This window comes from Pseudomonas sp. DC3200b2, assembly GCF_049895785.1.
GTDB classification, from domain to species: domain Bacteria; phylum Pseudomonadota; class Gammaproteobacteria; order Pseudomonadales; family Pseudomonadaceae; genus Aquipseudomonas; species Aquipseudomonas massiliensis.
On sequence record NZ_JAFCTA010000003.1, the window covers coordinates 681,228 to 694,380 of the forward strand.

Below are 13,153 nucleotides of genomic sequence, written 5' to 3' on the forward strand. Positions count from 1 at the left end.
ACCTCAGCGCCGGAGGCGACGAGGCTAGAGGCCTTCGAACAGTTCTTGTAATTGTCGTGGGCCGGGGGCGGGTTTCCACCGCGGCCGTTTGTCCTTGTCTACCAGCATGGCGCGTACCCCTTCGAGCAGGTCGCCACGCTCGAACCACTGGTTGGCCAGGTGCAGCTCCATCTGGAAGCAGCGCTCCAGATTCAACTGCCGACCGAACAGGATGATCTCGCGGGTGACCGCCATCGCCAAGGGCGAACGCGAAGCCATTTCATCGGCGGTGCGCAAGGCCCAGTCGCGGCTGTCGGCCACGTTCACCTGACGTAGCTGCTCAATAGTGCTGGATACCTCCGGTTGGTTGAAGAAGTGGTCGATGGCCGGCCGCAGTCGGTCCAGGGGTGGCTCGGGCAGCACCTGGGCACCCAGCTTGGCAAGGATGTTCTGAATGTCCTTGAGGGGCATGGGTGACCAGTCGGTGCGGTCCAGTCGCTCCTCGAACTGGGCCAGGCGGTCGTGTTCCACGTACCAGTCCGCCAAGCCGCAATACAGGGCGTCGGCAGCCTGCAGCCGCGCGCCGGTGATCCCCAGGTAGAGTCCGATAGCGCCAGGCAGCCGGGAAAGAAAATAAGTCGCGCCCACATCCGGGAAGAACCCGATGGCCGTTTCAGGCATGCCCAGCCAACTGCGCTCGGTGACCACGCGCAGCTCCGCCGCTTGCGCCAGGCCCATGCCACCGCCAAGGGTGAAGCCGTCCATCAAGGCCACCACCGGCTTGCGGTAAAGGTGCAACAGCAGGTCAAGCTGGTACTGCTCCCTGAAGAAGTTCTTGTGCACGGTGTCGTGGCGTTTGTAGCTATCACAAAGGGCCCGGACATCGCCGCCGGCGCAGAAGCCTTTTTCACCCGCTCCGCGTAATACCACCGCAAGCACTTCGGGGTCGTCAGCCCACTCGGTCAGGCACCGGTGCAGCTCGCGCACCATGCTCAAGGTCAATGCGTTGACCCCGGCGGGACGGTTCAGCGTGAGGTAACCCACGCGGTTGCGTACCTGGCTCAATATCAGGTCATTGAACAGTTCGGCTTCCTGGCCGCGTGCGGAAATAGCCTGTGCAGACATTCGCATAGTCCCTGCTTATTGTTGATGCGGGCCCGCAAAGCACGCCATGGCTGGGATGAGGGCATCCTGACAGCCACGACCCTGGGCTTCAACGGGCATCCATGCAGCCTTGGCCTGCGTTTTTGCCAAGGCTGGGCCAAACAGTTGGTCAACCTTATCAGACAGGATCCAACTGCCTTGGTTCGGCTTGTCTTCATGCCCAGCATAGGCGGCATGCGACGGCTACGCTTTTTCCGCTGGCGCTTCGCTGGGTGGGTCGCCAATGGCGGGGGCCTGGCCAGGCAGTCCAGGGCTGGGCGTGGGGTCTTGGGACGGCGTTTCCGGCAGTGCCGGATCGTCGATGTTCGGGTCCGGGATATCCATTGGTTCAGGCACTGGCAAAGACATGGCGACGCTCCTATGGCATGGGTAAGGTACATAGAAGACCCTGGCATCGCTCAAAGGCTCCAATCGGTTCAACGGCGTTGCCTACGACACCTGCGCGCCGTCCGGGGCCGGCAGGAGCGTCCAGGGGGCCTCCTTCACAACTTGAACTTTCATTTGGCGCCAGCCTCCGAATTCAAAGGTCGCGGTCAGCGAGTGTCAGCAGCCGCGTCTAGACTGCACATCCTCCACACGGCGCCCACCGGGGCGCCCCCCAAGGTAGGGAGCGAAGCTCGATGACGGTGGAACAAACCTTTGAAACAGGACCAGGCGCCCTCCAGGCCGAACATGCGGAACATCGTTTGAATGTCGCCGAGGCACTTCTGCTACCTCGCATCGCGATCGAAGACGTGTCGCCGATACTCGACGGCGGCGCCTGGGCGATCAAGTCTCTGCCAGGGCGTACGCTGACTGTCGATGCCAAGGTGTTCACCGATGGCCACGATAAACTGGCAGTGCTGTTGCGCTGGCATCGGGTCGGCAGTGAAGACTGGCAGAGCCAGGACATGCGCGAGCTTGGCAACGACAGCTGGCAAGCGGAGGTTACCTTCGACGAGGTCGGTCGGCATGCGTTCGTCATCGAGGCCTGGCGAGACGAATACGCCAGCTATCGCTATGAGCTGGAAAAAAAATACGCGGCCGGGGTGAACATCGATCTGGAACTGGAAGAGGGCCGTTTGCACCTGGCCCACGCCGTGGGCCGCAGCGAGGGTGAGCTGCGCCAGCGCTTGCAGCAGGTACATGACCAACTGGCCGGGCTGGATCGCGACGCCCGGGTGCGGCTGCTGCTTGAACCCGCTACCGCCCGCGACATGCGCGAGGCGGACAACCGCCCGTTCCTCAGTCGCAGCCCGGAATACCCTGTAGAGGTGGAGCGCAAGCTGGCCGAATTCGCCAGCTGGTACGAGCTGTTCCCCAGGTCGATCACCGATGACCCGAAACGCCATGGCACCTTCAATGATGTGCACAGTCGGCTGCCGATGATCCGCGACATGGGCTTCGACGTTCTCTATTTCACGCCCATTCACCCTATTGGCCGGGCCCACCGCAAGGGCCGCAACAATTCACTGGAAGCCGGCCCAGACGACGTCGGCAGCCCCTATGCCATCGGCAGCCCGGACGGTGGCCATGACGCCCTCCACCCGCAACTGGGCACCCGTGAGGATTTCCGCCGTCTGGTGAAGGCCGCCGCGGACCACGGCCTGGAGATCGCCCTGGACTTCGCCGTCCAGTGCTCCCAGGACCACCCCTGGCTCAAGCAGCATCCGGGCTGGTTCTCCTGGCGCCCGGACGGCACCATCCGCTACGCGGAAAACCCGCCGAAGAAATACCAGGACATCGTCAATGTGGACTTCTATGCCGCCGAGGCCGTGCCATCGCTTTGGCTGGAGCTGTGCGAGGTTGTCTGGGGCTGGGTCCAGGAAGGCGTGAAGATCTTCCGGGTGGACAACCCCCATACCAAGCCCTTGCCGTTCTGGCAGTGGCTGATCGAGGAAATACGCAGTCGAGACCCGGACGTGATGTTCCTCGCCGAGGCCTTTACCAAGCCGGCCATGATGGCCCGCCTGGGCAAGGTAGGCTACAGCCAGAGCTATACTTATTTCACCTGGCGCAATACCAAGGCCGAGCTGGCGAAGTATTTCACCGAATTGAACCAGCCGCCGTGGTCCCTCTGCTACCGGCCGAACTTTTTCGTCAACACGCCGGACATCAACCCATTCTTCCTGCATGAAAGCGGCCGTCCCGGCTTCCTGATTCGCGCTGCCCTGGCCACCATGGGGTCCGGCCTGTGGGGCATGTACTCAGGCTTCGAGCTCTGCGAATCGGCGCCCATCCCTGGCAAGGAAGAATACCTGGACTCCGAAAAGTACGAGATTCGGGTGCGGGACTTCACCCAGCCAGGGAACATCATCGCCGAGATTGCCCAGCTCAACCGCATCCGGCGCCAGAACCCGGCCTTGCAAACCCATCTGGGCGTACAGTTCTACAACGCCTGGAACGACAACATCCTGTACTTCGGCAAGCGCACCCCCGACAAGAGCAATTTCATCCTGGTCGCTGTGAACCTGGACCCGCATAACGCCCAGGAAGCGCATTTCGAACTGCCGTTGTGGGAGCTGGGGCTGGATGACAATGCAGCGGTCATGGGCGAAGACCTGATGACCGGGCACCACTGGACCTGGTACGGGAAAAACCAATTCACTCGCCTGGAGCCGCATATGCCGTTCGGGATCTGGCGCTTGAAAAAAGCAAACTGACGGACGCATTCAATGGCCAAGAGATCGCGCGAAGCCTTTCTGAACGACCCGCTCTGGTACAAGGACGCGGTGATTTACCAGGTGCACGTCAAGTCGTTCCATGATTCCAACAACGATGGCATCGGAGATTTTCCAGGGCTGATCGCCAAGCTCGACTACATTGCCGAGCTTGGGGTGAACACCATCTGGCTATTGCCGTTCTACCCGTCGCCTCGGCGGGATGACGGCTACGATATTTCCGAATACAAGGCGGTGCACCCGGACTACGGCACCCTGGCCGACGTGCGCCGCTTCATCGCCGAGGCACACAAGCGCAACCTGCGGATCATCACCGAACTGGTCATCAACCATACGTCTGACCAGCACCCCTGGTTCCAGCGAGCCCGCCGGGCCAAGAAAGGCTCGCGCGCCCGTGATTTCTATGTGTGGTCCGATGACGACAAGAAATACGACGGCACGCGGATCATCTTCCTGGACACCGAGAAGTCCAACTGGACCTGGGACCCGGTCGCCGGGCAATACTTCTGGCACCGGTTCTATTCCCATCAGCCCGACCTCAACTTCGACAACCCCCAGGTCATGAAGGCGGTGCTTGGGGTGATGCGCTTCTGGCTGGACCTGGGCATCGATGGTCTGCGGCTGGATGCCATCCCCTATCTCATCGAGCGCGACGGCACCAACAACGAGAACCTGGCCGAAACCCATCAGGTGCTCAAGGCCATCCGCGCCGAGATCGACGCCAACTATCCTGACCGCATGTTGTTGGCCGAGGCCAACCAGTGGCCAGAAGATACCCAGATGTATTTTGGCGAGCGCAAGGGCGACCATGGCGATGAATGCCACATGGCCTTTCACTTCCCCCTGATGCCGCGCATGTACATGGCCTTGGCCCAGGAGGATCGCTTTCCGATCACCGACATCCTACGGCAGACGCCGGAGATCCCGCCCAATTGCCAGTGGGCGATCTTCCTGCGCAACCATGATGAACTGACCCTGGAAATGGTCACCGACCGCGAGCGGGACTACCTCTGGAACCACTACGCCGCGGATCGCCGGGCACGTATCAATCTGGGCATCCGGCGTCGTCTTGCGCCTTTGCTCGAGCGCGACCGGCGCCGTATCGAACTGTTGACCAGCCTCCTGCTGTCCATGCCAGGAACGCCAACGCTTTACTACGGCGACGAAATCGGCATGGGTGACAACATCTATCTCGGCGACCGTGACGGCGTGCGTACACCCATGCAATGGTCGGTGGACCGCAACGGCGGTTTCTCTCGAGCCAACCCCGCCAGTCTGGTGCTGCCGCCCATTCAGGACCCGCTGTACGGCTACCAGGCGGTGAACGTGGAAACCCAGGCTGGCGACCCCCATTCGCTGCTCAACTGGACCCGTCGCTTGCTGGCAGTGCGCAAGCAGCAGCAGGCCTTCGGCCGCGGCACCCTGAAGATGCTCACCCCAAGCAACCGGCGGATCCTGGCCTACCTGCGCGAATATACCGATGCCACGGGCCGGGTCGAGCAGGTGCTGTGCGTGGCCAACGTTTCCCGGGCTGCCCAGGCCGCGGAACTGGACCTTTCCTTGTATGCCGGGATGGTGCCGGTGGAGATGCTCGGCGGCAGTGCTTTCCCACCTATCGGCCAACTGCCGTTCCTACTGACCCTACCGCCCTATGGTTTCTACTGGTTCCTACTGGCTCCGGAAAACCAAATGCCCAGCTGGCACGTGGAGGCCGCGCAACCCATGCCCGATTACGAAACCCTGGTGGTCAAACAAAGGATGCAGGACCTGCTCGACGCTCCGGCGCGCGACGCCCTGGAGCAGCGCATCCTGCCTCAGTATCTGCCCAAGCGGCGCTGGTTTGCCGGCAAGGGCAGCAGCATTGACAACATCCGCCTGGCGTACGGGGTCCGCTTCAGCGACCTGCCCAATCCGGTGCTGCTCAGCGAAATAGAAGTCAGCAGCGGTGGGGCGGTCAGTCGCTACCAGTTCCCCTTCGGCTTCCTGTCGGAAGACCAGAGCGCGAATTCCGGCGCGTTGCCTTCGCAACTGGCGCTATCCAAGGTGCGCCGCAACAATCGAGTAGGCCTGCTTACCGACGCCTTTGTCCTGGAAAGCTTTATTCGCGCTGTAGTGAGGGGGCTTAAGGCCGACACGGTGCTGCCGTGCGCTGAAGGCGAGCTTCGCTTCACCCACACGGTGCAGATGGAAGCCCTCAACCTGCCGGATGAGCCCGAAATCCGTTACCTGTCCGCCGAACAGTCGAACAGTTCGGTAGTGGTTGGCGGCAATATGGTTCTGAAGATGATCCGCCGAGTCAACGGTGGCATCCATCCGGAACTGGAGATGGGCGCGTTCCTGACCAATGCCGGATACCAGAACATTTCACCGCTGATGGGCGCCGTGCAGCGCGTCGATGAAAGCGGGACCGCGCATTTGCTGATGATCGCTCAGGGCTACCTGAACAACCAGGGCGATGCCTGGGAATGGACCCAGAACAGCCTGGAAAGGGCTGTGCGTGATGAACTGGACGCCGCACAGTCCCAGCAGGCGCAGCACTATAACGCTCTCGAGGAACTCAAGGCCTTCGCCGGCATGCTCGGCCAGCGCCTGGGCGAGATGCATGTGGCCCTGGCCGGTGAAACGCAGAACCAGGATTTCCAGGCTCGGGTCAGCGACGAAAAAGATGTCCAGGCATGGAGCAAAAGCATTACCGCACAGGTCGAACACGCGCTGCATCTGCTTGAACAACACAAGGACAGCTTCACGGATGACACTCGACCCAAGGTGGATGAGCTTCTGGCCCAGCGGGAAACCTTGCTGGCCCATGTGGCCAGGCTGGCCCAGGCGGCCAAGGGCGGACTGGTGATGAGAGTCCATGGCGACCTTCACCTTGGCCAGGTGCTGGTGGTACAGGGCGATGCCTACCTGATCGACTTCGAGGGCGAGCCTGCCCGTCCGCTGGACGAACGCCGAGGCAAGTACAGCCCCTATAAGGATGTCAGCGGGGTGATGCGCTCGTTCGACTATGCCGCCGCCATGGCGGTGCGCAACGCACAGGCAGTGGACACCTCCAGCGAAGCCGGAGCCGCTCGCGAGCGCGTGGCCGAGCGTTATCTGAGCGAAGCGCGTCAGGCCTTCATCGAAGCTTATGGCCTGGCCAGTGCCACACTGGCCCACGCGTGGGAAGACCCTGATGGGGAACGCGCCGCGCTTGAACTGTTCAGCCTGGAAAAGGCTGCCTACGAAATTGCATACGAAGCCGAAAACCGACCAGCCTGGCTGGCCGTGCCTTTGCATGGGCTGGTGGGGCTTTTGGCGACCAATGGAGAGCATTCATGAGTGCGCAACAAGGAGAGGCCCGCGCCCAGGGCGTGTTTCCGCCTGACGCGGATATACAGGCATTGGTGCAAGCCGTGCACGGTGACCCCTTCGCGGTATTGGGGCCGCACTCCGACGGTGCAGGCGGCCGCCAGGTGCGCGCCTATCTGCCCCATGCCATGAGAGTGGAACTACTGGGCTATCATCATGATGACAGCCTGGGCCAGCTTGAAGAGCACCCAAGCGTGCCGGGCATGTTCGCCGGTCGTCTCGACGCGGACCAAGGCTATCGCTTGAAGATCCACTGGGCCACCGGAGTGCAGGTGACCCACGACCCCTATAGCTTCGGCGAGCAACTGGGGGAAATGGATATCTATCTGTTCTCCGAGGGCAACCACCGCAACCTGAGCGATGCCATGGGCTCCCAGGTGATCAATGTGGGCGGGGTGGAAGGCGTCCGCTTCTCGGTATGGGCGCCCAATGCCCGCCGCGTCTCGGTGGTGGGCCACTTCAACGGCTGGGATGGCCGCCGGCACCCGATGCGGCTGCGCAAGCCCAGCGGTGTGTGGGAGATCTTCATCCCCGGCCTGCAGGCGGGAGAGGTGTACAAATACGAAGTACTCGGCCATCACGGCGTGCTGCCGCTCAAGGCCGACCCCTTGGCCCGCTGGACAGAGCTGCCGCCGGCGACCGGCTCCCGGGTGGCGACTCGTCTGCGCCATCAATGGGCGGACCAGGACTGGATGGAACACCGGGCGCAGCGCACCGGCCTCGACAAGCCGCTATCGATCTACGAGCTGCACGCTGGTTCCTGGCAAGTGGAAACCGACGAAGCAGGGGAATTCAGCCGTCACTACAACTGGAGCGAACTGGCCGATCGGCTCATTCCCTATGTCCAGGAACTGGGCTTCACCCATATCGAACTGATGCCGGTGATGGAACACCCCTTCGGTGGCTCCTGGGGCTATCAGCCGCTATCCCAGTTCGCCCCCTCGGCCCGGTATGGCGAGCCTGACGAATTCGCCGCCTTCATCGACCGCTGCCACCAGGCAGGAATCGGCGTGATCCTGGACTGGGTACCGGCGCACTTCCCCACGGACACCCACGGCCTGGCTCGCTTCGATGGCACCGCCCTGTACGAGTACGACAACCCTCTGGAAGGCTTCCACCAGGACTGGAACACACTGATCTACAACCTGGGGCGCACCGAAGTCCATGGCTTCATGATCGCGTCGGCCCTGCACTGGCTCAAGCACTACCATATCGATGGCCTACGGGTAGATGCCGTGGCGTCCATGCTTTACCGGGACTATTCACGCAAGCACGGCGAGTGGATCCCCAACCGCTACGGTGGCCGCGAGAACCTGGAAGCCATCGACTTCCTGCGTCACCTCAATGATGTGGTCAGTCAGGAAACCCCCGGCGCCATGGTGATCGCCGAGGAGTCCACCGCCTGGCCAGGCGTGAGCCAGGGTACTCAGGCAGGCGGCCTGGGCTTCTCCTACAAGTGGAACATGGGCTGGATGCACGACACCCTGCACTACGTGCAGAATGACCCCATCCACCGCCAGCATCATCACAACGAACTCAGCTTCGGCCTGGTGTATGCCTATTCCGAAAAATTCGTGTTGCCGATTTCCCATGACGAGGTGGTGCATGGCAAGAAGTCGCTGATCGACAAGATGCCAGGGGACCGTTGGCAGAAGTTCGCCAACCTGCGTGCCTATCTGGCGTTCATGTGGACTCACCCGGGCAAGAAACTGTTGTTCATGGGGTGCGAGTTCGGTCAGTGGCGGGAATGGAACCATGATCATCAACTGGACTGGTACCTGACCCAGTACTCCGAGCACAAGGGCGTGCAGCAGGTCGTCAGCGACCTGAACCGCCTCTACCGCAACGAGCCAGCCCTGCATGAGCAGGATTGCGTGCCCATGGGCTTCCAGTGGGTGATCGGTGACGATGCCGTCAACAGCGTGTTCGCCTGGTTGCGCTGGAGTCGCCAGGGCGAGCCATTGCTGGTGGTCGCCAACTTCACGCCAGTCCCGCGAGAGGAGTACCGCATCGGTGTGCCAGTGCCGGGGCTATGGCACGAGGTCTTCAACAGTGACTCGGAAACCTATGCCGGCTCCAATGTCGGTAATGGCGGTGGGGTGGCGGCCGAGGAGATTCCAGGCCACGGACAGCACTTCTCGGTCAACCTCAAGTTGCCGCCGCTGGGTGTGCTCATTCTGAAGCCGGAAAGCCTGCCGCGTCCTGCGCTGGGGCAGGACGAGCATACCGGCCAGGGTTAGCGCTCGAGTGTGTCGGCAACGCCTGGCGGTGTCGCCGACACTCAAGTCCACAACCGACTGCTTATCGGTTTGCCTACCGGTTTATCTAAAGGTGGATTTCCACCGCCAGGGGCAGGTGATCCGACAGATGCGTCCAGGGCCGCGTCCCCAGAATACGGGGATCGTGGCTGCTCGCGTTGCGTAGATAAATGCGATCCAGGCGCAGCAGCGGGAAGCGCGCCGGGTAGGTCTTGGGCAGGCTGCCCAGGTTGTGCTCGAAGGCTTCGTGAAGGTCGCCGTAGCGGGCGAGGGTAGCGTTGCCCTTGAGCTGCCAGTCGTTGAAATCCCCGGCGATGATGACTGGAGCATGGGCGGGCAGCGAATCCAGCAATTGCCTGAGCAATACCAGCTGCTGTTGCCGATGGTGTTCCATCAGGGACAAGTGCACGCAGATGGCATGCACGCCATCGTCATGCCCCGGCACTTGAAGCACGCAGTGCAGAAAACCCCGGCGCTCGGGCCCAGTGATGGACACATCCAGGTTGCGGTAGTGCATGATCGGATATTTCGACAGCAAGGCATTGCCGTGATGGCCATCAGGGTAGACGGCGTTGCGGCCGTAGGCGAACTCCGGCCACATGCTGTCGGCGAGGAACTCATATTGAGACATCTGTGGCCAATTGGCGAAGCGGGTAGCGTGGCGGTCGTGCCCGCCCAGGACTTCTTGAAGGAAAACGATGTCAGCGCTGGTGCTGCGGACGGCCTCGCGAAGCTCTGGAAGGATGAAGCGGCGATTGAAAGCGGTGAAGCCCTTGTGGGTGTTGACCGTCAGTACCCGGATTCGGTGCACGTCACGGTCACGTTTAGCGTCCCCATGGGGCTGGCTGGCACCCTCGGCTGGATCGGCGTACACGGCGGCTCCTCAAAACTAATGCAGTCCTGATTTAAGACTGGCCGTCTGGGGGGCAGTTCCGAGCGGGGTGAATGCGGGTGTCGCGTCTGGGAATTCGCTTGCTTCGCAAGCTCCCACAGGTAGCGGCCGAAGGTTGCTCGGTTTGCCTGTGGGAGCTGGCGGAAGCGGGCTTAGTCTTCTTTTTCGCGATGAGCCTCGAACAACAGGAACGACCGGCCGGTAACCATGAATTCGCTACCGAAGGCGATCGCCTCGTGTTCGTTGAGGTCAGGGCGATTGGTATCTACCAGGCAAACCCAGTGCTTGCCTTGGGGTACTTCCGGCAGGCGGAAGTTGACCACGTCATGGTGCGCGTTGACGATGATCAGCAGGGTAGCGTCGTCGCCGCGCTTGCGGATACCGGTGGGCTGCGCGCGGCCGTCCAGCAGCATGGCCAGGGCACGGCCGTGGGGCTCTTCCCACTGCTGAGGGCTCATCTCGTTACCCTGGGGGTCGAGCCAGGTGACGTCCTTGACGCCGAGCTCCTCATTGTAGGTGCCCACAAGGAAGCGATTGCGCCGCAGCATCGGGTAGGTCAGGCGCAATCTGGTCAGCCGGCGGACGAACTTGAGCAACTGCTTGCCGTCTTCGTCCAGGTCCCAGTTCACCCAGCCGATCTCGCTGTCCTGGCAATAAGCATTGTTATTGCCGTTCTGAGTGCGGGCGAACTCATCGCCGGCCACCACCATCGGTGTGCCTTGGGAGAAGAGCAGGGTGGAGAAGAAGTTGCGCATCTGCCGCAGGCGCAGCTCGATGATGTTGCGATCGTCCGTCGGGCCTTCCACCCCATGGTTCCAGGACATGTTGTTGCTGGTGCCGTCCTGGTTGTTCTCGTCATTCTCTTCGTTGTGCTTCTCGTTGTAGGACACCAGGTCCTTCATGGTGAAGCCGTCATGTGCGGTGATGAAATTCACCGAGCTGAAAGGGCGACGACCGCGCTGGTTGAACAGCTCCCCGGAGCCAGTCATGCGCGCGGCGAAGTCCGCCAACTTGCCGTCATCGCCTTTCCAGAACGATCGCACGGTGTCGCGGAAGCGATCGTTCCACTCAGCCCAGCCTGGAGCGAAGCCACCGACCTGGTAGCCACCCGGGCCGCAGTCCCAGGGTTCGGCGATCAGCTTCACGGAGCGCAGCACCGGGTCTTGGCGACAGGCGACGAGGAAGCTGTGGCGTTCGCTGAAACCCTCGTGGTAACGGCCGAGAATGGTAGCAAGGTCGAAGCGGAAGCCGTCCACATGCATTTCGCTGGCCCAGTACCGCAGCGAGTCGGTCACCATCTGCAACACACAGGGATGGCTGAGGTCCAGGGTGTTGCCGGTGCCGGAGTCGTTGATGTAGTAACGCTTGTTATCCGGCATGAGGCGGTAGTAGGACGCGTTGTCGATACCCCGCATGGACAGGGTAGGGCCTCGTTCATTGCCTTCGGCGGTGTGGTTGTAGACCACGTCGAGGATCACTTCGAGGCCGGCATCGTGCAGGTGTGCGACCATTTCCTTGAACTCGGCGATCTTGCCGCTGGCCAAGTAGCGGGCATGGGGCGCGAAGAACGCGATGGTGTTATAGCCCCAATAGTTGTTCAGGCCCTTCTGCAGCAGGTGCTGGTCATTGACGAAACCGTGGATGGGCAGCAACTCGATGGATGAAACGCCCAGTTTCTTCAAATGGTCGATGACATCAGGGTTGCTCAGCCCGGCAAAGGTTCCTCGTACAGGTTCCGGCACCGAAGGGTGACGCATGGTCAAGCCGCGCACATGGGCTTCATAGATGATTGTCTTGTCCCACGGTACCCGCACGGGCTGGTCCTGGCCCCAGGTATAGGCCGGGTCAACCACTTTGCATTTGGGCACGAAAGGCGCGCTGTCGCGCTCGTCGAAGCTGAGGTCGTCGTCCGGATGGCCGATGGTGTAGCCGAACAGGGCTTCAGACCATTTCAGCTCGCCTACCAATTGCTTGGCGTAAGGGTCGATCAACAGCTTGTTATGGTTGAAGCGATGGCCATTCTGCGGATCGTAAGGGCCGTAGACCCGATAACCGTAGATCAGGCCGGGGTGAGCGTCAGGCAGGTAGCCGTGGAAAATCTCATCCGTATACTCGGGTAGTTCGATCCGGGCAATTTCCTGTTCACCCGCCGAATCGAAGATACAAAGTTCGACCTTGGTGGCGTTGGCGGAGAACAGGGCAAAGTTCACCCCTAAACCATCCCAGGTCGCTCCCAGGGGAAAAGGCAGGCCTTCCCGGATGCGAGTCGGGTCGATCAAGGCGGTAGTGGCGGATGCTTCGGGTGCTTGAGCTTTCTTTTGCCGGCTCATGGGGAGTCCTTCACGTAGGTACGCTAGAGTAAAGTTGGGTCAGAGATCGAAGGGGAGGTACCGCGAAGAGGGCAAACCCTGAACTGCCACGCGGCCGGCCGGGCTCGCGCTATTGGCCCGACGGAAACCGACCGGGCCATGAGCGCTGCAGCTGCGTTCAGCTGGCGGCGGGCTTGCTGCGGCTAGCGCGGGGCTTCTTCTCGGCGGTGGCCGCCTTCGGTGCCGCTTTGCTTGTGGAAGCCGGCTCCGGCGCGGCCTTGCCCGCGGCTGCCTTTGGCGCAGGCTTGGCGGCCTTGGCCCGAGGCGCCGCGGGCTCCTTGGCGGCAGCGGCTGGCGCTTCGTCCTTCGGCTTTTTCGGAGCCTTGCGGGGCAGGCGCGCCGGGGCCTGGTCCTCAGCCTCCGCCAGCTTGCGCGCCTTTTCCCAGTGTTCCTTGTCCTTGCCATCGGGGCGCCCTTCGGATTCCCACAGATAGTAGGCAAATTCCTCGATGCGCTTATCGCTTACGCTCATATCCATTG

The 13,153-nt window shown here is 61.8% G+C and carries 8 protein-coding genes; 3 read left to right on the forward strand and 5 right to left on the reverse strand.

All coding sequences use genetic code 11. The annotated features are described in order from the left end of the window. Nucleotides 1–24: 24 nt before the first annotated feature. Nucleotides 25–1,104 (reverse strand): enoyl-CoA hydratase/isomerase family protein, encoded by a 1,080-nt coding sequence (locus ACP691_RS12445; protein ID WP_426153943.1) that lies wholly within the window; start codon nucleotides 1,102–1,104, stop codon nucleotides 25–27. A gap of 222 nt (nucleotides 1,105–1,326) precedes the next feature. Next, the gene (locus tag ACP691_RS12450; RefSeq protein ID WP_426153945.1) at nucleotides 1,327–1,491 is read right to left on the reverse strand and encodes a hypothetical protein; all 165 of its coding nucleotides are present in this window, start codon (nucleotides 1,489–1,491) and stop codon (nucleotides 1,327–1,329) included. Between the two features lie 272 nt (nucleotides 1,492–1,763). On the opposite strand from ACP691_RS12450, the gene ACP691_RS12455 reads away from it, so the two are divergent. The 3 genes from ACP691_RS12455 to glgB are packed head-to-tail and all read left to right on the forward strand — an operon-like array spanning nucleotide 1,764 to nucleotide 9,394. Further along, nucleotides 1,764–3,785 carry an alpha-1,4-glucan--maltose-1-phosphate maltosyltransferase gene (locus ACP691_RS12455; protein WP_426153947.1) on the forward strand — a complete coding sequence of 674 codons (2,022 nt, stop codon included), beginning with the start codon at nucleotides 1,764–1,766 and terminating at the stop codon, nucleotides 3,783–3,785. Between the two features lie 12 nt (nucleotides 3,786–3,797). Further along, nucleotides 3,798–7,124: a maltose alpha-D-glucosyltransferase gene (gene treS / locus ACP691_RS12460; RefSeq protein ID WP_426153949.1), complete on the forward strand. Its 3,327-nt coding sequence runs from the start codon at nucleotides 3,798–3,800 to the stop codon at nucleotides 7,122–7,124. Continuing rightward, nucleotides 7,121–9,394 (forward strand): 1,4-alpha-glucan branching protein GlgB, encoded by a 2,274-nt coding sequence (glgB, locus tag ACP691_RS12465; RefSeq protein ID WP_426153953.1) that lies wholly within the window; start codon nucleotides 7,121–7,123, stop codon nucleotides 9,392–9,394. The genes treS and glgB overlap by 4 nt, the downstream gene beginning before the upstream one ends. Nucleotides 9,395–9,479: 85 nt before the next feature. On the opposite strand, the gene ACP691_RS12470 is transcribed toward glgB, so the two are convergent. From ACP691_RS12470 to ACP691_RS12480, 3 genes are all read right to left on the reverse strand, one after another. Next, the gene (locus ACP691_RS12470) at nucleotides 9,480–10,223 is read right to left on the reverse strand and encodes an endonuclease/exonuclease/phosphatase family protein (RefSeq protein ID WP_426154002.1); all 744 of its coding nucleotides are present in this window, start codon (nucleotides 10,221–10,223) and stop codon (nucleotides 9,480–9,482) included. Nucleotides 10,224–10,456: 233 nt separating this feature from the next. Then, complete coding sequence (gene glgX, locus ACP691_RS12475; protein WP_426153955.1) at nucleotides 10,457–12,634, reverse strand: glycogen debranching protein GlgX; 2,178 nt, start codon at nucleotides 12,632–12,634, stop codon at nucleotides 10,457–10,459. A 157-nt stretch (nucleotides 12,635–12,791) separates the two neighbouring features. Then, nucleotides 12,792–13,145, reverse strand: a complete 354-nt coding sequence (locus tag ACP691_RS12480) for a DUF2934 domain-containing protein (protein WP_426153957.1) — start codon at nucleotides 13,143–13,145, stop codon at nucleotides 12,792–12,794. Nucleotides 13,146–13,153 lie beyond the last annotated feature (8 nt).

What these genes read in the sequence shown, in the direction of transcription:
- ACP691_RS12445 (WP_426153943.1), bottom strand. Translation starts at nt 1,104, where the DNA reads ATGTCTGCACAGGCTATTTCCGCACGCGGCCAGGAAGCCGAACTGTTC.
- ACP691_RS12450 (WP_426153945.1), bottom strand. Translation starts at nt 1,491, where the DNA reads ATGTCTTTGCCAGTGCCTGAACCAATGGATATCCCGGACCCGAACATC.
- ACP691_RS12455 (WP_426153947.1), top strand. Translation starts at nt 1,764, where the DNA reads ATGACGGTGGAACAAACCTTTGAAACAGGACCAGGCGCCCTCCAGGCC.
- treS (WP_426153949.1), top strand. Translation starts at nt 3,798, where the DNA reads ATGGCCAAGAGATCGCGCGAAGCCTTTCTGAACGACCCGCTCTGGTAC.
- glgB (WP_426153953.1), top strand. Translation starts at nt 7,121, where the DNA reads ATGAGTGCGCAACAAGGAGAGGCCCGCGCCCAGGGCGTGTTTCCGCCT.
- glgX (WP_426153955.1), bottom strand. Translation starts at nt 12,634, where the DNA reads ATGAGCCGGCAAAAGAAAGCTCAAGCACCCGAAGCATCCGCCACTACC.
- ACP691_RS12480 (WP_426153957.1), bottom strand. Translation starts at nt 13,145, where the DNA reads ATGAGCGTAAGCGATAAGCGCATCGAGGAATTTGCCTACTATCTGTGG.